General features: G+C 27.6%; 21 protein-coding genes. 5 read left to right on the forward strand and 16 right to left on the reverse strand.

Going from position 1 to position 24,890, the window contains the following annotated elements:
- Positions 1–4 precede the first annotated feature (4 nt).
- A complete protein-coding gene (locus Q0617_RS03645) occupies positions 5–1,285 on the reverse strand; it encodes a M20/M25/M40 family metallo-hydrolase (RefSeq protein ID WP_298750590.1) in 1,281 nt (426 codons plus the stop codon).
- A 134-nt stretch (positions 1,286–1,419) separates the two neighbouring features.
- Here Q0617_RS03645 and Q0617_RS03650 point away from each other — a divergent pair, with 134 nt between their 5' ends.
- On the forward strand, positions 1,420–3,204 hold the full coding sequence (locus tag Q0617_RS03650) for an HD domain-containing phosphohydrolase (protein WP_298750593.1): 1,785 nt from the start codon (positions 1,420–1,422) through the stop codon (positions 3,202–3,204).
- Positions 3,205–3,223: 19 nt separating this feature from the next.
- On the opposite strand, the gene ccsA is transcribed toward Q0617_RS03650, so the two are convergent.
- Positions 3,224–5,989: a cytochrome c biogenesis protein CcsA gene (ccsA, locus tag Q0617_RS03655; protein WP_298750595.1), complete on the reverse strand. Its 2,766-nt coding sequence runs from the start codon at positions 5,987–5,989 to the stop codon at positions 3,224–3,226.
- A 137-nt stretch (positions 5,990–6,126) separates the two neighbouring features.
- Here ccsA and cmoB point away from each other — a divergent pair, with 137 nt between their 5' ends.
- The gene (gene cmoB / locus Q0617_RS03660; RefSeq protein WP_298750597.1) at positions 6,127–7,047 is read left to right on the forward strand and encodes a tRNA 5-methoxyuridine(34)/uridine 5-oxyacetic acid(34) synthase CmoB; all 921 of its coding nucleotides are present in this window, start codon (positions 6,127–6,129) and stop codon (positions 7,045–7,047) included.
- Here cmoB and Q0617_RS03665 read toward each other — a convergent pair.
- Positions 7,044–8,012, reverse strand: a complete 969-nt coding sequence (locus Q0617_RS03665) for a GGDEF domain-containing protein (protein WP_298750599.1) — start codon at positions 8,010–8,012, stop codon at positions 7,044–7,046. The two genes, cmoB and Q0617_RS03665, sit on opposite strands and share 4 nt — an antisense overlap.
- 82 nt (positions 8,013–8,094) lie before the next feature.
- A complete protein-coding gene (locus Q0617_RS03670; RefSeq protein WP_298750601.1) occupies positions 8,095–8,688 on the reverse strand; it encodes an MBL fold metallo-hydrolase in 594 nt (197 codons plus the stop codon).
- 59 nt (positions 8,689–8,747) lie between these two features.
- Between Q0617_RS03670 and Q0617_RS03675 the strand changes: the two genes are divergently transcribed.
- Both Q0617_RS03675 and Q0617_RS03680 read left to right on the forward strand, forming a co-directional pair.
- Complete coding sequence (locus tag Q0617_RS03675) at positions 8,748–9,569, forward strand: ferritin-like domain-containing protein (RefSeq protein ID WP_298750604.1); 822 nt, start codon at positions 8,748–8,750, stop codon at positions 9,567–9,569.
- 75 nt (positions 9,570–9,644) lie between these two features.
- Positions 9,645–12,524 (forward strand): PAS domain S-box protein, encoded by a 2,880-nt coding sequence (locus tag Q0617_RS03680; RefSeq protein ID WP_298750605.1) that lies wholly within the window; start codon positions 9,645–9,647, stop codon positions 12,522–12,524.
- On the opposite strand, the gene Q0617_RS03685 is transcribed toward Q0617_RS03680, so the two are convergent.
- A complete protein-coding gene (locus tag Q0617_RS03685; protein ID WP_298750606.1) occupies positions 12,510–13,646 on the reverse strand; it encodes a hybrid sensor histidine kinase/response regulator in 1,137 nt (378 codons plus the stop codon). The two genes, Q0617_RS03680 and Q0617_RS03685, sit on opposite strands and share 15 nt — an antisense overlap.
- Positions 13,647–13,831: 185 nt before the next feature.
- On the opposite strand from Q0617_RS03685, the gene Q0617_RS03690 reads away from it, so the two are divergent.
- Positions 13,832–15,058, forward strand: coding sequence for a response regulator (locus tag Q0617_RS03690; protein WP_298750607.1), 1,227 nt, complete (start codon positions 13,832–13,834; stop codon positions 15,056–15,058).
- Between the two features lies 1 nt (position 15,059).
- Here the strand turns inward: Q0617_RS03690 and Q0617_RS03695 are convergent, their stop codons facing one another.
- From Q0617_RS03695 to trpB, 11 genes are all read right to left on the reverse strand, one after another.
- Positions 15,060–16,133, reverse strand: a complete 1,074-nt coding sequence (locus Q0617_RS03695) for an EAL domain-containing protein (RefSeq protein WP_298750609.1) — start codon at positions 16,131–16,133, stop codon at positions 15,060–15,062.
- 10 nt (positions 16,134–16,143) lie between these two features.
- Positions 16,144–16,785 (reverse strand): pyridoxamine 5'-phosphate oxidase, encoded by a 642-nt coding sequence (gene pdxH / locus Q0617_RS03700; RefSeq protein WP_298750611.1) that lies wholly within the window; start codon positions 16,783–16,785, stop codon positions 16,144–16,146.
- Between the two features lie 9 nt (positions 16,786–16,794).
- Positions 16,795–17,328, reverse strand: coding sequence for a DUF3833 domain-containing protein (locus tag Q0617_RS03705; RefSeq protein ID WP_298750613.1), 534 nt, complete (start codon positions 17,326–17,328; stop codon positions 16,795–16,797).
- On the reverse strand, positions 17,325–18,551 hold the full coding sequence (locus tag Q0617_RS03710; protein WP_298750615.1) for a cyclopropane-fatty-acyl-phospholipid synthase family protein: 1,227 nt from the start codon (positions 18,549–18,551) through the stop codon (positions 17,325–17,327). The genes Q0617_RS03705 and Q0617_RS03710 overlap by 4 nt, the downstream gene beginning before the upstream one ends.
- On the reverse strand, positions 18,551–19,294 hold the full coding sequence (locus Q0617_RS03715; protein WP_298750618.1) for a DUF1365 domain-containing protein: 744 nt from the start codon (positions 19,292–19,294) through the stop codon (positions 18,551–18,553). Before Q0617_RS03715 ends, Q0617_RS03710 begins: the two co-directional genes overlap by 1 nt.
- Positions 19,291–20,526 carry an FAD-dependent oxidoreductase gene (locus Q0617_RS03720; RefSeq protein ID WP_298750620.1) on the reverse strand — a complete coding sequence of 412 codons (1,236 nt, stop codon included), beginning with the start codon at positions 20,524–20,526 and terminating at the stop codon, positions 19,291–19,293. Before Q0617_RS03720 ends, Q0617_RS03715 begins: the two co-directional genes overlap by 4 nt.
- Positions 20,527–20,535: 9 nt before the next feature.
- Positions 20,536–21,033, reverse strand: coding sequence for a lipocalin family protein (locus Q0617_RS03725; protein WP_298750622.1), 498 nt, complete (start codon positions 21,031–21,033; stop codon positions 20,536–20,538).
- A 79-nt stretch (positions 21,034–21,112) separates the two neighbouring features.
- Positions 21,113–22,351: an MFS transporter gene (locus Q0617_RS03730; RefSeq protein ID WP_298750623.1), complete on the reverse strand. Its 1,239-nt coding sequence runs from the start codon at positions 22,349–22,351 to the stop codon at positions 21,113–21,115.
- On the reverse strand, positions 22,348–22,782 hold the full coding sequence (locus Q0617_RS03735; RefSeq protein WP_298750625.1) for a nuclear transport factor 2 family protein: 435 nt from the start codon (positions 22,780–22,782) through the stop codon (positions 22,348–22,350). The genes Q0617_RS03730 and Q0617_RS03735 overlap by 4 nt, the downstream gene beginning before the upstream one ends.
- Positions 22,779–23,531, reverse strand: a complete 753-nt coding sequence (locus Q0617_RS03740; RefSeq protein ID WP_298750627.1) for an SDR family NAD(P)-dependent oxidoreductase — start codon at positions 23,529–23,531, stop codon at positions 22,779–22,781. Before Q0617_RS03740 ends, Q0617_RS03735 begins: the two co-directional genes overlap by 4 nt.
- 73 nt (positions 23,532–23,604) lie before the next feature.
- On the reverse strand, positions 23,605–24,813 hold the full coding sequence (trpB, locus tag Q0617_RS03745) for a tryptophan synthase subunit beta (RefSeq protein ID WP_298750629.1): 1,209 nt from the start codon (positions 24,811–24,813) through the stop codon (positions 23,605–23,607).
- Between the last annotated feature and the right edge of the window lie 77 nt (positions 24,814–24,890).

Consider the following 24,890-nt stretch of genomic DNA (forward strand, 5'->3'; position numbering starts at 1 on the left):
TCTTTTATGAGATTATCTCTTTTACAATTTCAAATAAATTTTCAACAGATTTTATACTAACTCTTTCATTATAAGAGTGGGGATTATAAATATTTGGTCCAATAGAGGCTACTTTGAGGTGAGGGAATTTCTCTTTAAAAATTGCGCACTCTAGTCCTGCATGTATAGCTCTAAGTTCTGCATTTGGGTTATGTTTTTTATATATTTCAAAAACTCTTTGAGTAAACTCATTTTTATCTGGTTTCCAAGCTGGATATTTACCTTTTGTTTGGACTTCAAAGTTCTGTTTTTTTAGCTGATTGCAAGTGGATTCTTTGATACTGTTTAGTTTGTCATTATCCATAGATCTTGCACTTAGTTTTATCTCTATTTCATTGATATTTGTTTTTACAATTGCTAAGTTAATTGAGGTTTCTACTACATCTAATTCATTATTGAACTCTATTACCCCATTTTCAAAATCATATAAAAAATCTATAATTTCATCACTATATAAATTAAAATGCTGAGGAATCTCTGCTACTTCTTTGATACTCATATTTTCATGTGTACTAATAGGAGCTTTTTTTGAAGCTATGATTGCTTTTGCATTTGCTGGAATTGAGTTTATTCTCTCTCCACCATTTAAATCCAATAGTTTCCCATCACACTCTTTAATTGATTTAGCAATTAGTTTAAGGGCATTTGGTATATTTTCATGGATATTTACACCACTGTGCCCACCTCTTAGTTTTGCAATTGTTATTTCATATAGTTTTAGGTTTTGTGTATTTGCAACTAGTTTATGACTTGTATGTTTTGCAAGTATATCAACACCACCCGCACAACCTATACATATTTCTCCTTCTTCTTCGGAGTCTAAATTTAACATAAAATGAGACTTTATTTCTAAGTTTATATCATTGGCTCCTATTAATCCTATCTCTTCATCTGCTGTAAAAAGGTATTCTAAGTCTTTGTTTTGAGCCATTAGTGCTAACATATAAGAACAACCAATTCCATTGTCCGCACCAAGTGTTGAGTTTTCTGCCATAAAATAACCATCTTTTTCAACTATTTTAGGAATAGTGTTATCAATTAGACAGACAATATCATAGTGTGATTGTAAACATATTTTTGAGTTTGAATTTTTCTTTTTACATAATATATTATTTACATCATCAACTAAACATTCATAATCATATTTTGATGCATAATTTTTTACATAATCTATAAACTCATTGTGAGTACCACTACATCTTGGTATTGATGTTATCTCTTTAAATATTTCTAAAACTAAACTCAAGTTAAACCTTTAAATTTTTATGTGATTATATCAAAAAGAGTTTGTATTTAAAACAACTATTAAAATATAAAATTGTGACTTTTTTATATTTAAGATATAATAAATAATTAAAAATGAATTTTTAGGTGGAAATTATGAAACTCTCACTAAAAAGCTTACTTATACTCTCTTTTTCTCTAGTTATTGTTATTTCTATGAGTATTATACTATTTACAACTTATTACACAACAAAAAATTCACTATCTGAACAATCATATAAAATAATGGAAAATATATCTGAGTTTGCAGTTGATAAATCAAAAACCTATATGAATGTTGCAACTGATGCATCAAATTTTACAAGAAATTTACAAAGAAGAGATGTCATAAGTACTGAAAATCAAAATGAACTTATTAACTATTTTTATGAGCAAATGAATATAAATCAGTATTTTTCAGGGCTTTATTATGCATCGGTTGATGGTTCTTTTACCATGCTTCTAAAGAATAGTATTGGCTTTTTACAAAAAAGTATTATATATGATAATGAAGGTAAAAAAACAGTAAAAGTTTTTCAAAATGATAAATTCATGAATAAAATAAATGAAAGAATTTTAAAAAATGATATCTATAACCCAAAGATTAGACCTTGGTATTTAAATGCAATTAAAAATAATAAATTTACTTGGACTGAACCATATATTTTTTATACATCAAAAAAGCCTGGAATAACAGTATCAACACCAATATATGACAAGAATAATAAATTAAGAGGTGTAATTGGAATAGATATAGAAATAGATAGACTTGCCTCATTTATAAATAACTTAAAATTAGGCGATAATGGAAAAGTTTTCCTAATAAACAAATCTTTAAAAGTAATCTCTTTACCTAGTCATAAAAATGTTTTAAAAAGTATAGATACATTAAATGATGATAACATAATAAAAAGTGCATATAATGAGCTTATTAAAGTAAATAATAAACAAACAATAAAAGAAAAGATTCTTCTAACTTTTTCAAAAGATGAAAAAAATTATCAAGCTATGTTTTTACCTTTTAAAATAGGTGATTTAGAGTGGACAGTTGGTATGTATGTTTTAGAAGATGATTTTTTAGGTTTATTAAAAAAGAATAATAGATTAAATATCTTTTTAATTATATTTGTGGGTTTAATATCTTTAGTTATTAGTATTAAAATGTCAAGATATATCTCTAGTCCTATATCAAAACTAAGAGATATGACTGAGAAAATAGAGTTATTAAATTTAGACCACTCTAGTGTCAATCCAAACCCTATCAAAGAGATAAATGAACTTATTACTTCTTTTAATAAAATGAAAATAAATCTGAAAGAATCTTATTTGGATACACTATTTAGACTAGCAGTTGCAGCAGAATATAAAGATAATGATACCGCTGAACATATTAATAGAATAGGTTTGTATTCAGAAGCTATTGCAAAAAAACTTCCTTTATGTGAAGAAGATATTTATATATTAAAATATGCTAGTGCAATGCATGATATTGGAAAACTTGGTATTCCAGATAAAATATTATTAAAACCTGGAAAACTAGATAAAGAAGAGAGAATAATAATAGAAACTCATCCAGCAATTGGTGCGGCGATATTAGATAATCCAACCTCTGAAATTATGTTAGCTGGAAGAGATATATCTTTATATCATCATGAAAAGTGGGATGGCACAGGTTATCCAAAAGGTTTAATAGGTGAGCAGATACCACTATTTGCTAGAATTGTCTCTATTGTAGATGTTTTTGATGCCTTGATGTCTAAGAGATGTTATAAAGATGCTTTTGATGAAAAGAAATCTAAAGAAATTATTATAGAGGGAAAAGGAACATTTTTTGAGCCTAAAATTGTTGATGCTTTTGAAGAGTGTTTTGAAGAGCTAGTTAGTATCTCAAAATTAAATTAAAAAAGCCTAAGTATTTAACTTAGGCTTTTAGATCTCTATTTTTAAATGCGGCTACAATTGTAAAGAATACAAGGGTTGTTACAACATAAACCCAAGTTGGTACAGGTACAGGGTCTCCTGTTGCATATGAGTGCATTCCTGATAAGTAGAAGTTTACACCAAAATATGTCATAAGTATTGTACTAAATGTCAAAACAGAAGCAGTTGTTAGTACAAATGGATTATTTAGTGATTTAACAAATCTTAAGTGAAGAACTATTGCATAAGCTACAATTGAAACATATGCCCAAGTCTCTTTTGGATCCCATCCCCAATATCTTCCCCATGATTCATTTGCCCAAACACCACCAAGGAAGTTTCCTATTGTAATAGCACTTAGTCCAATGATTAAAGACATCTCATTTATATATGTTATTTGTTTAATAGTGTCATCTAAGTGAGGTCTATTTTTTCTAAAGATAAATAAAATAAGTGTCATAAATCCAATAATAGCACTTAGTCCAAAGAAACCATAAGAAGCTGTTAAAATTGAAACATGAATTGTAAGCCAATATGATTTAAGAACAGGAACTAGGTTTGTTATTTGTGGATCAATACTTGTTAGATGTGCTGTAAACATAAATATTGCAGCAACAATTACAGCAGCACTAAGGGCAAATAGTGATTTTCTAAAGAAAAATACACCTGCGAAAACACCAGACCATGAAATATAAAGTAGAGATTCATAAGTATTTGACCAAGGAGCATGTCCTGCAACTACCCATCTGAATCCCATACCAAAGGTATGTGCTGCAAAAAGTATTGATAAAACAGTAAAGGCTACTAAAGTAGTTTTCTTAGGTTTGATTTTTGGATTAAATACTACAACAAATGCAGTAATCAACATAATAAAACCAACAAGTAAGTAAGCTAAAGTAAGTTTTGGGAAAATATCAAGTTTATTAAACATAATTTCATTTGAAATCTCTTGTTCACTTGGTATTATTTTCTCCCCAACTTTTCTTTGATAAGCATAAATAAAGTCTAAGTATTTACTAGCATTTTCCCAATCTTCAAGAATAATTGTATTTACAAATCCTCTAATCATTGTCTCTAAAGCTTTTTGTGCTTGACCTTGGAAGTTTTGCATTGCATCAACTGGATTAAACCATTTTGTTGAGTCAAAATCATGTGGAGTAGGGAAGATATTAAATAAGTTGGCATTAAACGTCATAAATGCAACATTTAATCTTTCATCTACTCTTATAATATCTTTTTCGTATGTTCCTCTTTGTGCAGGTTTTGTAGCTGCTGCTTTATTTATCTCATCAGCTAAAATATATTTTCCATCTTTAAAAACCTCTGCAAAAGCAATATACTTTCTATCTTTATCAATCCCTAAATAGTTTTTTAATCTTGGAGTTGTGATTTTTATCATTTTCACACTTCTCCAAATCTCTGGACGAGAAATCATACCAAGTATAATTTGATCAGCATTTAGACCAAACATAGATTTTTTACCTGTTAGTTTTAAAAGAATTTCTTGATTTAAAGAGTCAACTGGTTTCATTCTTCCCATAGGACTTTGAACAGTAAGCGTACCAAATTTAGTAGCTAAGTCTAAAGAGTCCTTTTTAAGCATTTCAATATACTCTTCAACTGTATCATACTCTTTTACAGTAGGTTGTTGTACCTGTTGTGTAGCTTGGGTTTGTTGCGTTTGAGTTTGTTGTTCTGCTGCTTGTAGATTTGAAGCAGTAAATGCTAATCCAAGGGCAAGTACCAGTGAAAGAATATTTTTATTTTTCATTTTATTTGCAAGTATCCAAAATCTTGATTGTTTACTAAATAGGTTTAATACAAGACCTAAGGTAAGGAAAAAGTATCCTAAATATGTTGGCCATTTACCTGGGTCATTATTTACAGACAAAACTGTTCCTTTTTCATCTTGGTCATAAGAACTTTGAAAAAACAAGAAGTTTCCTTGATGAAGTGTTCTATTCATAAATATTCTATAATCATAAGATTCTCCATTTTCTTGTAGTACAGTTACTTCAGAAGCATATGAAGATGGAGACATACTTCCTGGGTACCTATCAAGTTGGAAGTCGTTTAATTTTATTGAAAAAGGTAGTTTTAGTAGTTTTGACCCATATTCAACACTTAAAATTGTATCGCCAAAGTCTTCTATTTTTGCAACTCCTTTAATACCTCTTTTCCCTGGAAGTTTTATAGCTTTTGTTTGTCCATTTAATGTAGCATCAATAGTAAGAATACTCATATCATTTTTACCTTTTTTTGCATACATATGTTTGTTGAACTTTACATTTAGAGTTTTGCCATTGAAATTAATATCATGGCTGAAGTAGTTGCCACCTAAAGCAGATAGTTCTATTGGATATTCAGCATAATATGAGCTTCCATCTTTTTCTTTGATGTTAACTTGTAAAAAAGGCTCTAAAGAGTACATTAGGTTTTGAGTTTGCCCCTCTCTTATTTGCATAATTCCTTCATAACCTGCATATCTTGTAACCGCAGCTCCTATTAAAATCAATACAAATGAAGAGTGAAACAAAAATTTTGCTTTTTGTTTCCACATCTTTCTTCTATAAATTATACCCATTAAATTTACAGTTGTAAGAACCAAGATAGATTCATACCACCAGTGGTTATATACAAGTACTCTTGCTGTGGATGTTCCGTAGTCATTTTCCATAAATGTAGCTACTCCTGCTCCAATTGCGAGTATTGCCAATAAAATCAGAGTAGTTTTAAATGAGAATAATATATCCAATATTTTAGTCAAAATATAAGTCCTTTTGTATCTTTTTTTTTGTTTTATTATAATCAGGCTTTATTAATAAAATATTAACTATGTTAACTATATTAAAGTTTTGCAATTATATCAAAAGATATTTAAGAAATAATGATTATAATTGCACTATGAATGAACAATTAAAAGAACTACAAAAAAAGAGAGTAGAATGTCTCTCCTGGAAAAACATTAAACCTTGGCATGAACAACTATTAAAAGCACAAAAAATAGTAAAAGAATCATGTGAAATTAAACTTGAGGATTGGCTTACTGTTGGTAAAGAAGAGGATTTAACCCAAGATGAAAGAGAAACTGTTTTACAAACTGCTAAAACTCTAATTCCTTGGAGAAAAGGTCCTTTTAATCTTTTTGGTTTAGAAATAGATAGTGAATGGCAAAGTAATATAAAGTATAATCTAATACGACCTTATTTTAATCTAAAAGATAAAGTAGTAGCTGATATTGGCTGTAACAATGGCTATTACATGTTTAGAATGCTTGAGGATAAACCTAAAAAACTTATTGGTTTTGATCCAAGTCCTCTAACTATGCTTCAGTTTGAGTTTATAAATCACTTTGTTAAAAGCGATATAGTTTATGAAAAACTTGGAGTTGAGCACTTGGAGATATATAATCATAGTTTTGATTTTATTTTTATGTTAGGTGTTTTATATCATAGACCAGATCCAGTTGGAACATTAAAACTGTTAAGAAACTCTTTAAGCAAAGATGGTGAAGTCTTAATTGATACTTTTATGATAGATGGTGAAGAAGAAGTTGCTCTTACTCCAAATGTAAGGTATTCTAAGATTCCCAATATCTATTTTATACCAACAATACCAGCACTTAAAAACTGGCTAATTAGAGCAGGGTTTTGTGATATTGAAGTTCTTGCTGTTACTACCACTTCAAGTGAAGAACAAAGAAAAACTCAATGGTCTTTTGACCAAAGTTTAGAAGACTTTTTGGACCCAAATGATAAAACTAAAACTGTAGAAGGGTATCCTGCACCCAAAAGAGTCTATATTAAAGCAAAAAAGAAGAACTAAAATAAATCTATATTATCTTCTTCTTTTATGTCTTTAAAAGCTAAAAATGAACTTCTTCCTTTGTTTTTAGCTTCATAAAGGGCTGTATCTGAGTTTTTGATAATTTGATCCATAGTATTTGTTGATGCTTCAAATTTATCATAACCTATACAAATAGTTTTTTTAAGAGTTGCTTCCTCATTTATTTGTATTTCTACTTGGGCAAAGTCTTGAATTAGTTTTTCACAAATAGCTTTTACTTCATCTTCTTGTGCTGTACTTAAAATAGAGACTAAGAACTCATCTCCTGAAAGTCTTGCTACTAAATCAAACTCAGAGATATTTGAGTGAATAACCCTTGCAAGTTCAATTAAAACCTTATCTCCAATATCATAATCAAATTCATCAATTACAGCTTTAAACCTGTCAATTCCAACCATTAAAAAGAAAACTTCATTTTTATCTTTATGTGATAAATTTATTAGTTTATTTACATGTTCTGTTAAGTATTGTCTATTATAAACGTTTGTAACCGAATCAATAGAATTAGCTTGAATATAGTTTTTCTTTAAAATACCACTTTGAATGATAGGAGATATCTGAAAAAATGCTGATTCAATAGCGTTGTACTCAGCTTCTAAGACAGTATAGTGTGTTTTTGAAGTTGCAGAAAAAGATACAATTGCATTTTGAGAGGTATGTGTATTTATAATAAAGAAAAAAGACTTATCATCATCTAAATAAAACTCTTGTCCTTTTACATATATATTTTCTTTTTTATTATTTTTCATATCAAATAAAGAGAAGGTTACATTATCTACGTTATAGTTTCTATTAAGCCACTCATAAATATCTTCAGCCACTTGTTTTATATTTGATGAGTATTGAAGTTGTTCATATAATTCATAAATCTTTTCTAATGACTTAAAATCTTTTTCATTGTGACTTGATGATTTTATCAAGCTTAATATTGAGTTTTTTAACATACTCTCTCTTCTTTATGTAAATTTACTTAATTATAATTCTTTTTATTTAAAACTAGCATAAAACCTATATGTTAAATAGTTTTTATAGGTAATTCAACCAACTATTTAGTGCTGCTACTTCACTTTTTAGTGTTGTACTCTCTCCATGCCCAGGAAAGATATCAATATCTTTTTCCCACGATAAAACTTTTTTTATGCTTTTTTTCATATTTTGGGGACTTGAAAAAGGAAAATCAACTCTACCAATTGTACCTTTAAATATAAAATCACCTGTAAAAAGATTGCCATCTATCTCAATAGCAGAACATCCGGGTGTATGACCTGGAAAAAAATGATACTTTACAGTTATACCTTCTATTTTAAACTCTTGGTCTCCTTCAACTAATACATCTGCAACACTTGGAGTCATTCCAAAGCCATATGGGTCTTTTTCTAGCATAAAAGCATCATCTTTAGGACAATATATTTTTAGACCAAATTCACGGCTTACTTCATTGTTTGACCATACATGGTCAAAATGTCCATGTGTGTTTAAAATCACAACAGGGTTTTTTGCGTTTTCTTTTATCCATGGCATTGCACCAACACCTGGGTCTATTATAAAATCTTTATCATTAACACTTACAATATAACAATTTGTTTGATATTCGCCCATTGGCTTTATTTTTATATCCATTTCAAACCTTATTAGATAGAATCTATTTTTATTAGATTATATCAATTTAGAGGTAATAAGTGAATTATTTTGAAAACTTAGAAGATATTTTATTAACAAGTAGTCCAAAAGAAAAATTTGAAAAATTTGAGAGCTTTTATGAAAATTTCTTAGCTAATAAAGTAAATTATGACTTAAGTTTTGAGCCAAAACCACAAAATGAACCATCATACAAAAGTTTCATGAAAATAGTTTTGCCTAGAAATGTAAAAATTAGAAAGTATTTTGATACAAATGAGGGTAAAGGAAGCTTACTTCACACAATTGCACATATAGAGTATAGTGCTATTGATTTAGCCCTTGATGCTGCACTTAGATTTAAAAATATGCCAAGTGATTATTATAAAGATTGGTTAGAAGTTGCCAGTGATGAAATAAGACACTTTTTAATGATTGAAAAGATTATGGAAAAGATAGGCTATAAGTATGGTGATTTTGAAGTGCATACAAACCTTTTTGAAGCTATGAAAAAAACAACCCACTTAGTGGATAGAATGGCAATAGTTCCAAGATATCTCGAAGCTAATGGACTTGACCAAAATCCAAAGATAATGAAAAAACTTGAATCAAATCCAGATCCAATAAATAGTGAAATACTAAAAGCTCTTAATATTATTTTAGAAGAAGAAGTTGACCATGTTTACAAAGGTGATAGATGGTTTAGATATGCATGTGAAAAAGAGAATCTAAATGTGGAGAATAAATACTTAGAACTTCTTGAAAAGTACTATCCTGGTAGTACACAAGGCAAAAAAACAGATATGAATTTTGAAGCAAGAAAAAAAGCTGGATTTTCTTGTGAAGAATTAAAAAGACTATCAAATAAACAGGAATGTTTTTAGATATAAATTTAATAACATTTATACTACTTATGCTACTATTTATTTTAATAAAACTTCAAAATAAAAGTGAATAAGATGAAAAAAATTAAAACCTCAACACATTGGCTTATTTTAGCAGTATGTATAATAATATCTTTTTCTATATTTATTTTTACCTTTAAATATAGCACAGATTTAATCAAAAATTCAAGTAAAGATAAAATTGAAACTGAATACAAATATTTAGTAAATAGTATAAGATTATTTCAAAATGATAGAAAAGCATATCTATCTATTTTAGCAAACCATATAATGCTTGTTGAGTACTTAAGAGAGTTAAATACAAATAATGAAAAAGAAGTTATAGGTCTTTTTAAAGATCAAATGAAAAAGCTTGATTTAATTATGCAAATAAGAATACTCTCTTTAGATGGGGATGAGTTAATTAAATTAGATAATAAAGATGGTGATATTAAGGTTATGTCTAAAAATGAATTACAAAATAAATCTCAAAGAGATTATTTTAAGCATTTTATTAAATTAGAAAAAAATGAAATGGGTATTTCTCCTTTAGACTTAAATATAGAAAATGGTAAAGTAGATATACCTTTTCGTGCAACGCTAAGAATTGCAATGCCTGTTTTCAAAGGAGAAGATAAAGATGGTATCGTAATAATAAATTATCAAATGAATGATTGGTTAAGAGAACATATCACTTCAACATTTTTAAATGTAAACTTAGTAGACAAAGATGGATATTTTATTATAAATTCAGATAATAAAAATAATTGGTCAAAATATCAAGATAATAAATTTACTATCAAAGATAAATTTAATGTAAGTATCTCAGAGTTAGACTCCTCAATATATACAAATACGTATGATGATGATTTTATAGTTAAAGACTTAAGGCTTTGGAACAATGAACTTTTTTATATAGTTTATAGTTTTAAAGATTTAAATGATACAAACCTATTTATAAATCAATCAAAAATAATAGGCATATCAATTATTTTTGCTATTTTAATTTTAATCTTACCTTTTTTTAAAATAGTTTATGAGTATTTAAATAGATTAAAAGAGAGTGAGTTTAAGACAAAAAAGATTTTAGACAACTCTTTAGACTCTATTGTAATGATAAATGAAAGAGGAATAATACAAACAGTAAATAATACTACTTTATTAACTTTTGGTTATACAGAAAATGAATTGATAGGAAAAAATGTAAATATTTTAATACCTGAACCACATCATTCAAGACATGATGAATATTTAGCTAGCCATGATAGAACTATGATGACAAAAGTTCTAACAACACAAAGAGAACTATTTGGTATAACTAAAAATAAAAAATTGATTCCAATTAGTTTATCTATAACAAAAGTAAATATTGATGCTAAAACTTTTTTTATTGGTTCAATTAGAGATATAGAAAAAGAGAGAGAAAATAAAAAGTTATTTGAAAATGTTTTTAATGAATCGCCCTTAGGTATCGCTTTAGTTTTACTAGATGGAACTTTTTGGAGGCTAAACAGTAAATTTGCTTCAATTATAGGTTATACAAATAAAGAAGCAGTAAAACTTACCTTTAAAGATATAACCCATGAAGATGATTTAGAAAAGGATATTTCTCATGTAAAACAGCTTTTAAGAAAAGAAATTGATAAGTATTCTATGGAAAAGAGATATATTCATAAAAATGGAACTGTTGTATGGGTAAACTTATCAGTGACACCTGTTTTTTTAGATGAGAAAAAAGAAAAAATAGAATACTTTATATCTATAATTGAAAATATCACTGAGAAAAAAGCAGTTACTGAAAAACTATTAGAAGCCGAAAAGATATCTCTATTGGGACACTGGGATTGGAATATAAAAGATAATAGTTTTTCTTGGTCAGATATGATTTTAAAGATTTTTGAAATTGAAGATTCTGATTTTGTTCCTAGTTATGATTCTTTTATGAATTTTGTTCATCCAGAAGATAAGAAGAGTGTTAAAAATGGTATTCAATATGCAATTGACAATAAAATACCTTTAAATATGGAATATAAAATAATTGTTGGAAATAAAGTAAAAACTGTTCATCTAAAAGGTAGTACAACATATTTAAATGACGAAGCAATCAATATATTTGGTACATGTCAAGATATCACAATCATAAAAGAACTACAAGAAAAAGAAAAAAATCAAGAACATCTTTTAATGCAACAATCAAAACTAGTCTCAATGGGAGAGATGGTTGCTGCAATTGCACATCAATGGAGACAGCCTTTAAACTCTATTGGATTAGCAATTCAAGACCTAATACCTGCATATAAACACAATGAAATAGATGAGGAGTATCTTACTGAGTCCCGTGATGAGATTATGGAACAATTAAGGTATATGTCAAAAACTATAGATGAGTTTAGAAACTTTTTTACAAAATCAAATAAAATTGTTGAGTTTAATATAATAGACTCACTTAATGAAATAATATCGTTTTCATGGGCTCAATTAAAAGAAAATGCTATTTATATGGATATATATATTTATAAAGATAATAAAAAAGTTAATATTAAAGAATTGGAAGATTCAGATTTTAATGATTATAATCTCAATAGTAGAGTTTCAGAGCTTAAGCAATTGATAATTAATTGTATAAATAATGCAAAGGATGCAATTATTGCTTTGGAAGATTCGGATAATATAAATCATAAAATAGATATTTCAGTACTTAAAAAAGATGATAGTACCTTTGATATTATAATTACTGATTATGCAGGAGGAATAGACCCTGAATCTAAGGATAGAATTTTTGAACCATATTTTACAACAAAAGAGATGGGTACAGGATTAGGTCTTTATATTTCAAAGATGGTGATGGAAAAATCACTAAAAGGAACTATATCTTATAATGATTCAGAACTTATTATTGAAGGTAAAAAATACAAAGGAAGTTCATTTATTATCAACTTGTCAAGTATCAGTTAACTTATTTATTAAAGAGCTTAGCCTAATAGTAAATTCAGCTCCTTTATACTCTTTTTCATCATAAGTAAAAGTAGTATTTTGGGCACTGATTTTACCCTCTAAACTATTTTCTACTATCTGTTTAGACATATAAAGTCCAATACCAGTACCTTCTGTCTCATCTTTTCCAGTTATATAAGCTTCAAATATTGAATCTATATTCTCTTGTTGTATTCCACCAGCATTATCTTTTATTTTAATTACTGTTTCATTATTCTCTTCTGTTATATCAATAAAAATATATCTTTCTGTATCAATTTTTATTAACTCATCATTTGCATTTTTTATAATATTTAAAATAACTTGTAGAAGTTCATTTTGATAATTACATAAATGCGTATTTTTAATATTTTTTATAAGTTGTATGTCATAAGCTTTACATTGTGCAATGATTAGGTTTTCTACTTTTTTTATCGTATCCTCTAAATAGAAACAACTTTCAAGTTTATTTGGTTTTAAATAGTTTTGAAAATCATTCATTGTCGTATTCATGTATTCTACAGAGTTCATAATATTATCTAAGTATTCATCCAAGTCTTCTTCATAATCAATAGTTTTCATCTCTTTGCCCACTTGAATTGTACTTGCACTAAGTGAAATTGTATTTAAAGGTTGTCTCCATTGATGAGCAATATTTCCTAGCATCTCGCCCATTGAAGCCATTTTTGATTGTATTCTTAATACTTTTTCTTTTTTACTTAGTTCTTTTTTCTCTTCTATTTCTTTATTGAACTGTCTTATTTCATTTAATAAATTATCAACATCAATTGGCTTGACTATAAAGTTTTTAACTTTTAATTTAATAGCTTCTATAAAATACTTTGGTTCACTAAATGCAGATGCCATGATAATAGGAACATCTAAGTTTTTATCTTTGATTTTTTTATACATTTCTAAGCCACTCATACCTGGCATGTGAATATCAGATACAATAATATCAGGTTTGATTTCAAGTATTTTTGCTAATGCTTCATCTGGGTTACTGAAGGAGTAAACCTCGGCAATTTCTCTTTTTAATATTCTAGTAATTCTTTTTAATAATACTTCATCATCTTCAACCACAACTAACTTTAACTCAAGCATTTAATGTATCCTATTTTTAATATAATATTTAAACTATATGTAATTATATCTTAAGTTTAAATTATAAAGAAAGATTATTAGTATGGAATAATTACTTTTTTATTATAAAATAATAATATCCTGAATTAAGCTTAGTACAGTTTAATTTTTTATGAGATATTATATACAGAATAAAAGGAATTTAAGTGGATAATAGTTTTTTAAATAAGATAACAATATTAGTTGTAGAAGATTCAAATACAGATAGAAAGATATTAGTTGATGTATTAAAAAAGTATTTCCCTACAGTTTTAGAAGCTTCTGATGGTGAAGAGGCATATGAAATTTATAAAAATGATAAAAACATTGATATCATAATCTCAGATTTAAATATGCCAAAAGTTTCAGGAATAAATTTTTTAAAACTTGTTAGAAGTTCCGATATGAATATACCTTTTATAGTTACTACTGGAAAAATAGAAGCAGAAACTATGATTGAAGCCATAAACCTCAATGTTAATTTATATATTACAAAGCCAGTTGATATTAGAACATTATTACAAAAAATAGATTATCTTTGTGAAAATAAATATCTTGAAACACGACTTGAGAATAAAAGAAGAGAGATAGAGTACTTAATTGAAGCTGTTGATGTTGCGGCTCTAATTTTTAGAATGGATGAAAAAGGTGATATTTCATATATGAATACAGCTATGCTTGATATTTCTGGATATGACAAAGAAGATGTAACTAATTTAAACTTTAATGATGTTATTCATCCTGAAATACCCAAAAAATACATTGATAATACATGGGAAGATTTAAATAATGGAAAATTATGGAAAGGAAATACTAAGTTTATAACAAAAGAAGGGGAAACCTTCTATTTAAATAATACTATTTTTAAAACAAATAATAATGATTATATAACAATAGCCTTTTTAACTACAAAAGAGAATTTAGAAAAAAGAGATTTTCAAAGAAAAGTAATAATGAAGTTCCAAGAATCAAACAAAAAAGAGTTTGAATTAAAAAAGAAAAACAGTATATTACAAGAAAAAATAGGTACATTAAGAGATTTATATGAAGAGTCTGAAATGACAATAAAATCTTTAAAAGAAAAGAATGCTTCAAATGTAAGACAACTAAAACATTATGAACTTCAAGGAGATAATCTATCTCAAAAATATGAAAAGTTTATGAACACTAAAAAAGAGGAGATAGACTCTTATATCAAAAGTTTAAATACAGAAAAACAAAAAAATGATAAGCTGGCATTTAAATACGATGAACTCTTAGAGTTAGTAGAACATTTTAAAGAAAGAAATAAAAACTTAGAAGAAGATGTTAGAAATAAAAACCGTAGAATAAATGATTTAAATGAAATGCTTGTAAATAAAAGTGATCCTAAATCAAAAAAAGGTTTTTTCTGATTTAGATTAATTTTGTTTTGAGTTTCCTAATTGGTTCGGCTAAGGGTTTTGAATAGTAATAACCCTGCACATAATCTACACCTAGTTCTCTTACTTTATTTAGCTCTTCTACAGTCTCTACTCCTTCAGCTAAAAGTTTTATATTGTTATCATCTGATATTTGTTTTAAAGCTTTGTATATTGATTGTTTCATTGTATCTTTTTGAATATTATCTATAATATTTCTATCTATCTTAATAATGTCTGGCTTTATATCAATAATCATGTTTAAAGATGAATAACCTTCTCCCACATCATCTAGGGCAATTAGAAACCCTTTTTCTCTATAAAAATTGAGAATAGTTTTTAGATGCTCTTTATCTTTTACCTTTTCAGTTTCAACAACTTCAAAAACTATGTTTTTTGGATCATATTCTAACTGTTTTGCCCATTTAACTGTTGATTGAAGGCAGAATTCAGGGTCATATATTGAAGTTGGTAAAAAGTTAATAAATATCTTTTTATTTATTCTTTTTGTTGCAGCTGTTTTTAAAGCTGTTTCTCTACATATTTGATCAAGTTTAAAGTTTGTATTATTTCTTCCTGATTTTTTAAAAATTTCATCTGGATACATAAGTGTACCATCTGGATAAACACCTCTTATTAGTGCTTCATGTCCAAAGATAGAGTTGTTTTCCATATCAATAATTGGTTGAAAGTGAGAGGTAAAGCTTTTACTATATAAAATCTCAAAAAATGAAATATCATTGATGAAATTTAAATACAAAAATAGTGATTTAGCTTTAAGAATATTATTTATTGTAAGTGGATGTTTATGGTTTTCTATAAATACGCGTATTTCTTTTTGTTCAAACTCTGAAAAACTTTCAGATAAGAAATTGATATTTTCATGAAAAAACCTATTTGGATTTAACAAAACTACAGAACAAATATTTTCATCAATTTTTGATTTTAGATGCAAGTTCTTAAGTAGTTTTGAAACTTTTTGTATCATTTCTGGAATATTTGTAATAAAATGAATTGTAGATTCACTTCCGCAAATATTAAACTCTTCTTTACATGAACATTCAATCATATCTATTCCTTTATGGTGCTAATCTATTTATTTCCCAATTGTTTTTTTCATTTAGATTATACTCAAATCTATCATGAAGTCTATCTTTGCCACCTTGCCAAAACTCAATAACTTTTGGTTTTATAATATATCCACCCCAAAAAGATGGAAAAGGTATTTCACCTTTTACAAATTTATTTTTTATTTCATCAAATTTTGCTTCAAGTAGACTTCTAGAAGTAATAACTTCACTTTGGTGTGAAACCCATGCTCCTATTTGACTACCTTTTGGACGTGAAAGAAAGTACTTTAAAGAGTCTGTTGTACTTATCTTTTCAATTATTCCTTCTATTTTAACTTGTCTTTCTAGCTGTAGCCAAGCAAATTGTATTGCAGCATTTGGATTTTCTTCTATTTGCCAAGCTTTTTTACTCTTATAGTTTGAAAAAAATACAAATCCTTTTTCATCATAAGATTTTAGTAAAACAGTTCTAATTGATGGTTTCATATCTTTGCCAACAGTTGCTAAACTCATGGCATTGGGCTCTAAAACTTGAGCATATAAAGCTTGTTCAAACCATAATTCAAACTGTTTAATTGGAGAGTCTAACAAGTCTTCTCTTCTTAAACCCTTTGTTGTGTACTCTTGTCTTAACCTAGATAAGTCTTTCATAATATTTCTTTATAATTTTATAATAGTAATAACTAATTCTCCAACTGTAAAGCCAAACTTTTTCATTTTTGAATGATTTATAATTATACCATCTTCTTGTAAATGTAGCCAATCTTTTACATTAATATCTATTGTACTCTTTCCATAAGGAACTCTCATAGTGTAATTCATCATTACAGTATTCCCTTCACTTCTTAAAACAGCATCACCAACTATATCAGAAGCAGTTCCAATGTAAGTACCATCTTTTTGAGGAGTTAAAGTCCAAACTCTTGTTTGCTTAGTACCATCACTATAAACAAACTTTTCATCTAAAGTTCCAACTCCATGATTATCCCAAGAGCCATGCATATCAGCTTTGAAGCTTTTTATGATTTTTCCACCCATATCTTTTACTATTCCATAAGCTATTAAATCTCCATTAAAATAATCTTTTGGAATAAACACTGGTTTTGTATCTTTAAAGTCACTCATTTTCATAGAAGTACATCCTGTAATTAAAATTGTTAAAACGATAAGTAAAGAATATTTTATAAGTTTCATGCTACTAATCCTTTGTTTAAATTTATATTTTGATCCCTTGTTAATGTAACTTGTACTAAGTTTACATTTCTAGTTAAAAAGGCAGCTTCACAATAGTTAAAGTACATTTCCCACATTCTTAAAAAGTATTCATCAAATCCTAGGTTTTTTATCTCTTCTTTTTTATCTAAAAAGTTTTTGTGCCAGATGTTTAAAGTTTTTGCATAATCTTCTGTAAATTCTTCCATATGTTGTAGGTTTAGATTTGTATGTTTTGTAGTTGTTTCTAATATCTTTGAAACACTAGGTAAATGACCACCTGGGAATATATACTTTTGAATAAAGTCTGTACTATTACTATAGTGTTTGTATCTTTGATCTGGCATTGTAATTATTTGTAAAACAATAACTCCACTAGGCTTTAATAAAGCTTCACATTTTTTAAAGAATATATCAAAATACTCTTTTCCAACAGCTTCAAACATCTCTACGGCTATAATTGCATCAAATTTACCCTCTAAGTCCCTATAGTCTTTTAAGAAAATATCAATACTCTCTTCAACCTTATGCTCTTTAAACTTCTCTTCGCAAAGTCTTTTTTGTTCAGTACTTAGTGTTACAGTTGTCACTTTACACTCTTTTTCTTTTGCTAGATGTAAAGCCATGGAACCCCAGCCTGAGCCGATTTCTAGTACATTATCACCTTTTTTTAGTTTTAGTTTATTTGCTAAGTGTTCTATTTTTCTTTTTTGAGCTGTATACAAATCTTCATCTTTGCTTTTAAAAATAGCTGCTGAATACATCATAGTTTCATCTAAAAAAAGTTTATAAAAATCATTTGATAAATCATAATGCTCTGAAATGTTTTTTCTTGAATTCGTTTTTGAATTTTTTCTTAGTAAATGTTTTATCTTATTGAAGTGAGGTAATAAGTTTATTAAAAAGTTCTTTCCATTATCTTCACTTTTGATTCCTATATGTTTTGAATTTAAAAGTGCTAGTTTTATAAGTCCTGTTAAGTTATTTGTAGAAAATTCTTTATTCATATAACTTTCAGCAAAACCTATATCTCCATAATATAGAAGATTTTTAAAGAAGTCATAGTTATGGATTTTTAAAGATATTTCTTCATCTAAAATATTCCCATAAGTTTTTGTTTGATTATTTGGATAGCTTACTTTTAAATTTCCTATTTGTATTTTTGATAGTAAATTTTCTCCAAATTTATGCCATAATTTTTTCATTAGTATCTCCTTACTTGATCTTCTTTTGTAACTTTTACCCAAGATAGTCCCAAGTTTTTTAATTTTATTGATTGCCATATTGTTCTTGTAACTACAAAAAATGTTAAAAATGTATGTTTAAAAAATAGTTTTAAAACATTTTTTGATGAAAACTCCATTGAGTTTCCATTAAAATATGCGCTTAACATTCTATTTTTATTTTCAAATAAATCAATTTTTATTAGCATTGCGTCTTTTGTATATTTAAAAGTAAACTCATAATCGCCAACTCTATTAAAAAAAGGAGATACATACATATCTTTTTTTATTTTTCCTTTATATTTATTAGCTTTTATCTCTTCTAAATCTACATCATAAATAACTCTTCCACCATTGTAATTATGCACTTCTGCAAGAAGTTTAGTTGGTCTATTATCTTTGTTTTTTATTATTAAAAGGCTAATTGGATTAAAAACGAAATTCATGATTCGAGGAAGTGTTATAAAGTGAATCTTTGATGACTTATCTATATTGTGAGCTTTTAATAGATATTCTACATTCTCAAGAAAAGTCTCTTTTTTACCAAAATGATCTTTTGATAAGAAAGAGAATAAGTTGAATCTATTGATTGAAAATAGGCCATTTTTTAAGGTCTTTATATTATCTAAATCAATATCAAGCATAAAGAATTTGTATTTAAAGCTATGCTCAACTGGTAAAAACCTTTTATGATATATTATTCCATCAAAAAATTTATGGCTCATAATCCACATCCTAGCTCTTGTGCTATTGTATTAGCACTCCATAGTCCATCTTCATGAAAACCATATCTCCAGTATGCACCTGCAAAATAGGTATTATTTACTCCATTTATCTCTTCTCTTCTTTTTTGCATATTTATTGCTTTTGTATCAAATTGAGGGTGTTCATACTCAATTCTTTCAATAATATCATCTACATTATCACTTTCATTTAAAGTAACAAAATAGTCTTTTTTAGTTTTTAGGTTTTGAAGAGTGTTAATCCAATAAGAAAGTATTGCATTTTCACTGTTTTCACTGCTTTTATAATTCCATGCAGCATAAATCTTTTTGTCTGGATATAAAGCTTTATTGTCAGTATGGAGTAGGGCATTATTTTTTTTGTATTCAAAAGCTTCTAGTATCTCTGTCTCTTTTTGGCTAGCATTTTCAAGTAAACCAAGTGCATCAGGAGCATGCATAGCAAATATTACTTTATCATAAATTGATTCATTGCCATTTTTATGCATTAGTATTACTCTTTTTTCTTCTCTTCTTACTGAAATAACATCTGAGTTTAAAATTGTTTTTCCAGATATCTTTTTAATAATCTTATTTACATAGTTAATACTTCCATTTGATACTGTTAACCATTGATGATGAGTGTCAACTCCAAGTAGTCCATGGTTTTTAAAGAAGTTTATAAAAGTGCGAGCAGGAAATTCATGCATTTTATTACTTGGTGTTGACCAAATTGATGAACCCATTGGTATAAGGTATCTTTCTTTAAAAGCTTTACTATAAGTGGAGATATATTCACCTAATGTTTTATTTAAATCAGGAGAATTTATCTCTAAATCATTATTTGCTTTTTTATTAAAATTTAATATATCAATAATCATTTTATAATGTGTTGGAGAAAAAAGATTCTTTTTTTGAAAAAACATTCCAGCTAATGACTCACCATTATATGCAAGATTTGACTTTGTATCCCAAAAACCAAAACTCATATCTGAATTCTCTATTTTTACGTCAAGTTCTTTAAATAGTTTTGTAAGAAGAGGGTAAGTTTCATGATTAAATACTAAAAAGCCAGTATCAACTCCAAACTCATTTTCACCTTCACGAACTTGAGTTGTCCTCGCATGTCCACCAAACCTATCGCTTATTTCATATAAATCAACTTCATGTTTAGCACTTAATAAGTAAGCACTGCCCAGTCCACTAATCCCTGCACCCAATACTGCTATTTTCATCTTTAATCCTTATGAATGACTTGAGTAAATAAGCTTAGATATGTCTATATAGTCATCTAAAAAATTTAATATCTTATTTAACTCATCTTTTTCTATATCTTTAGATTTACTCATAATCCAAATATTTTTCAAGTCTGTACTTGCCATAACAGCAGTTTTATAATCATTTAAATATATGATTCTGTACTCACTAGTAAAAATATAAAAATATGTCATATCTATACTTGCCATAGAGTTCTTTTCTTTAGAAACTGCTTTTCCTTCATACGCAATAATGCGTTGAGTGTCGTTCTTGTCATAACATCTGTTAAATACTTCAAATTTATCAATATCAACAAGTTTGTATTCAACACTAGGTGATAGACAATCTCTTTCAAAATAATTATAGGTACGTGCTATTTCAAACCAAGTACCACTAAAAAGTTTAGGATCTACAAAGTTAATACTTTGTGGCATCTTTGCATTTAATGATAAGAAAAAAATCAGCAACACAATTAGCATACGCATATTTACTCCTAAAGTTTTATTATTACAATTATATAGGCAGGTGAAATGATTTAATAGTTAGTTTTTGTCAATTCATAAATTAAAACTGATATCTATTTATAAAGAAAACTGCTACGAGTTTAAGTAGAATAGGTAAAATTGAGTAGAGTATAATAAGCGTATTTAAAGCTAGATTGGAAAGATTATTTACGTCAAAACCAACTATTTCTAATATTATAAAAGTGATAAATACTGCCAAAGCCAAAGATAGTTTTGTAAGCATATTCCAAAAACCAAACAATACACCAGAAATTTGATTTCCTAGAGTTTTTGATTTTTGGGCAATATCTGACTGTATTGATGCTGGTATTGCCATATCTGCACTTAAACTTACTCCTGTACAAAAAGATATAAGACCAAATAAAATATAATCCTCTTCACCTAAAAATGGTACAAATGAAAAAGAGACTACAGCTAGAGCTATTGAGCTTATCCAAACTTTTTGCTTATCTATTTTCTTAGATAAATATATCCAAAAAGGCAAAGCAATGACAGCAGATATAAAATATACTAAAAGTAGGGCACCTGTATATTCTGGTGTTTTAAGAACTAATTGAACATAAAACAAAAATAGTGTTGCTGGTATGGCATTTGCAAGATTGTTAAGTATAAAAGCGATAAAAATATTATTAGCTTTTGCAAAATCTTTTTTAAACCTTTTTAAGGAGTCAAAAAAAGGCAAAGTTTCCATTGAACTCTTATTTTCTTTTATAAAAAAAACGAAAATAAAAATCACTATAGGAAAAACTATAAGTGAAGTTTTTAAAAGTAAATTTAAACTCTCTTTTGGATTTTGAGATATGTTATAAATATATGGTAAGAGAAGTGCTATTACCACACCTATGATTGTAAAAACCTCCCTTGAAAAAGAGAGGTTTGTATTATCTTGGTAATTTTTACCAAGTTCAGCATTTAAAGCAAGGTAAGGTATATTTATAAAGCTCCAGGATATATAAGTTAAAGCAGAGAAAATAAATAACCATAAAAATGAATTTGAACTTGAAGGATGAATTAGAAAATAAAAACTGAAAAGCAAAGTTATGCTACCCAAGACAATTAGATAACTCTTTTTTATATATTTATCACTAATAAGCCCAATAAAAGGGTCACTTATCATATCAAGTAATCTTGATAAAAAAAGAGCAATACCAACGAGTGCAACATTAAGTCCTATCTCATTTACATAAAAATTTGGTAAATAAATGTATATAGGAAGACCTAAAAAAGCTATTGGTATGGCAAGAGTTCCATAAGCAATTTTTGCTATATTTTTATTCATGCTTTTATCTTATTTTTTATGAGTTTTATTATATGTTTTAATAGTGGAATTTTTTCATAAATATTTACTCCACTATCCCAATAATCAATATGGGAAGAAACTTTCCCCTTTGATGTAAATTCAACTCTAGATACTCCAATAAAAGATTGAAAATCTTTGCTGTTTTTTGAAGTTTTGTATCTAAAAGTCCATCTAAGATAAGAAATGTTTCCTTTTGTTATGGCTTCTGTGATTTTAAAACTTGGCTCTTCCAAGGTTTTATACATATGAGAAAAGATATTTATCAATGAATCTATATCATTAGTCTTTTGAAAGGGGTCTTCAAAATAGACATCTTCTATAAATATTTCTTTGTACTCTTCTAAAGTTACATTAATATTTAAGTTCTCAAAAAACAAAGCATAGTTTTGAGCATATTGTTCATAATTCATTTTAGTAACTTTTTATTAATTATAAGAGATATTTTATAAGGTAGTATTGCCATAAGTCTTAAAAACAGAGATATTTTAAAAGGAAACCTTATTTCAAATGAGTACTTTCTATTTACACCTTCATATATGTTTTTAGCTGCCTCTTCACTTGTAATTAAGTCTGGCATCTCAAAATTATTTTTTTGAGTAAGTCTTGTTTGTACGAAGCCATGATTTATAATTTGAATTTCAATATTTTTTACGATAAGTTCTGCTTGAATTGATTGTGCAAAATTTACAAGGGCAGCTTTACTAGCACTATATCCACCACCATAAGGTAGCCCAAAATAACTTGATAAACTAGCATTAAAAACTAATCGTCCAAAGCCTTGTTTTTCATAAAAAGGTATAAGTGACGTTGTAACTCTAAGCGCACCAAGGTAATTAATATTTGTCATCTCTTCAAAGTGCTTTATATCCCACTTTTCCACTCTCATTACTTCATAAACAGCTGCATTAAAGATTGTAATATCAATTTTATCAAATATGCTAAAGAGTTTTTGTACTGATTTTTCTACACTTGTTGTGTTTGAAACATCTATATTAAGTAGTGTAAGCTTTTGGGGGTACTTTTTTTGTAAAGTAAGTATCTCTTCTGATGATTCTATGGTTCTTGAAGATGCTATTATTTTATAGTTTAATTTTAAATATATTTTTAAAAGATCTAATCCAATACCGCTACTAGAACCTATTATCCAAATATTTTTCATAGTTAAAACCTTTATATGAGATTTTAACTATGTTTGATATATTTTGGTACTCTTTATTTGTAAGTTAATAGATTTATTTTAAATTAGCAATAGGGTAGTTCTCAATAACAAAATCAATATCTTTATCCCCTCGACCACTTAAATTTACTAATATAGTTTTATCTTTAGATAGAGTTGCTGCTAATTTCATAGCATATGCAACTGCATGAGCTGATTCAAGAGCTGGAATTATCCCTTCTAGTTGTGATAATTTATAAAATGCATCTACAGCTTCTTCATCATTGCATAGACCAACTTTTGTTCTACCTTTATCCATTAAAAAAGCATGTTCTGGACCAACTGATGGATAATCAATGCCACTACCTATTGAATATACAGGCGCAGGATCACCTTTCTCGTCTTTTAGCATGATTGAATTAAAACCATGCATAACTCCCTCACTTCCATAAGTTAAGCTTGCTGCATGTTCACCTAAACTTTCCCCTTTACCCAAAGGTTCAACTCCATATAAATCTACTTCTTTATCATCAATAAATCCAGAAAATATCCCCATAGCATTTGAACCTCCACCAACACAAGCTACAACGTTATCAGGAAGTCTATTTTCATGCTCTAAAAATTGCTCTTTAGACTCTAATCCAATTACACTTTGAAAGTCTCTTACCATCATAGGAAAAGGATGAGGGCCTACTACTGAACCAATACAATAAATAGAGTTATCAGTATCACCTAAATATGCTTCAAATGCAGAGTCAACAGCCTCTTTTAAAGTTTTGAGTCCATGAGTTGCTGGTACTATTTTAGCACCTAGAATTTTCATTCTAACTACATTTGGGTACTCTTTTTTTATATCAACTTCTCCCATATGTATTTCACACTCTAATCCAAAATATGCAGCTGCTGTTGCTAGTGCAACCCCGTGTTGTCCTGCACCTGTTTCTGCAATTACTTTTTTCTTACCTAAATGCTTAGCTAAAATAACTTCAGCCATACAGTGATTTAGTTTATGTGCTCCTGTATGATTTAAGTCTTCTCTTTTTAAATATATTTTCGCGCCACCACAAAACTGTGTTAAGCTTTTTGCATATGAAATTGGAGTAGGTCTTCCTTGATAGTGTTTTCTTACATATTGAAGTTCATCTAAAAATGCTTTTGAATTTTTTATTTCATTGTATGCTTTAGTAATCTCTTGAAAAGGAAGTTCAAGTTGAGGAGGTATAAATGAACCTCCAAATTTTCCAAAATAACCTTTTTCATCAGGGTATGATTCTAGATGTGTCATTATATAAATCCTTAAATAGTATATTTAAAAATATTATATAGAATAAGTTTTTAATTGATTATGAAATAAGTAGTTAT

The organism is uncultured Arcobacter sp. (genome assembly GCF_937982575.1).
Taxonomy (GTDB): domain Bacteria; phylum Campylobacterota; class Campylobacteria; order Campylobacterales; family Arcobacteraceae; genus Arcobacter.

Coding starts and splice junctions, on each gene's coding strand:
- Q0617_RS03650 (WP_298750593.1), top strand. CDS start 1,420: ATGAAACTCTCACTAAAAAGCTTACTTATACTCTCTTTTTCTCTAGTT.
- cmoB (WP_298750597.1), top strand. CDS start 6,127: ATGAATGAACAATTAAAAGAACTACAAAAAAAGAGAGTAGAATGTCTC.
- Q0617_RS03665 (WP_298750599.1), bottom strand. CDS start 8,012: ATGTTAAAAAACTCAATATTAAGCTTGATAAAATCATCAAGTCACAAT.
- Q0617_RS03670 (WP_298750601.1), bottom strand. CDS start 8,688: ATGGATATAAAAATAAAGCCAATGGGCGAATATCAAACAAATTGTTAT.
- Q0617_RS03680 (WP_298750605.1), top strand. CDS start 9,645: ATGAAAAAAATTAAAACCTCAACACATTGGCTTATTTTAGCAGTATGT.
- Q0617_RS03685 (WP_298750606.1), bottom strand. CDS start 13,646: ATGCTTGAGTTAAAGTTAGTTGTGGTTGAAGATGATGAAGTATTATTA.
- Q0617_RS03695 (WP_298750609.1), bottom strand. CDS start 16,133: ATGATTGAATGTTCATGTAAAGAAGAGTTTAATATTTGCGGAAGTGAA.
- pdxH (WP_298750611.1), bottom strand. CDS start 16,785: ATGAAAGACTTATCTAGGTTAAGACAAGAGTACACAACAAAGGGTTTA.
- Q0617_RS03705 (WP_298750613.1), bottom strand. CDS start 17,328: ATGAAACTTATAAAATATTCTTTACTTATCGTTTTAACAATTTTAATT.
- Q0617_RS03710 (WP_298750615.1), bottom strand. CDS start 18,551: ATGAAAAAATTATGGCATAAATTTGGAGAAAATTTACTATCAAAAATA.
- Q0617_RS03715 (WP_298750618.1), bottom strand. CDS start 19,294: ATGAGCCATAAATTTTTTGATGGAATAATATATCATAAAAGGTTTTTA.
- Q0617_RS03720 (WP_298750620.1), bottom strand. CDS start 20,526: ATGAAAATAGCAGTATTGGGTGCAGGGATTAGTGGACTGGGCAGTGCT.
- Q0617_RS03725 (WP_298750622.1), bottom strand. CDS start 21,033: ATGCGTATGCTAATTGTGTTGCTGATTTTTTTCTTATCATTAAATGCA.
- Q0617_RS03730 (WP_298750623.1), bottom strand. CDS start 22,351: ATGAATAAAAATATAGCAAAAATTGCTTATGGAACTCTTGCCATACCA.
- Q0617_RS03735 (WP_298750625.1), bottom strand. CDS start 22,782: ATGAATTATGAACAATATGCTCAAAACTATGCTTTGTTTTTTGAGAAC.
- Q0617_RS03740 (WP_298750627.1), bottom strand. CDS start 23,531: ATGAAAAATATTTGGATAATAGGTTCTAGTAGCGGTATTGGATTAGAT.
- trpB (WP_298750629.1), bottom strand. CDS start 24,813: ATGACACATCTAGAATCATACCCTGATGAAAAAGGTTATTTTGGAAAA.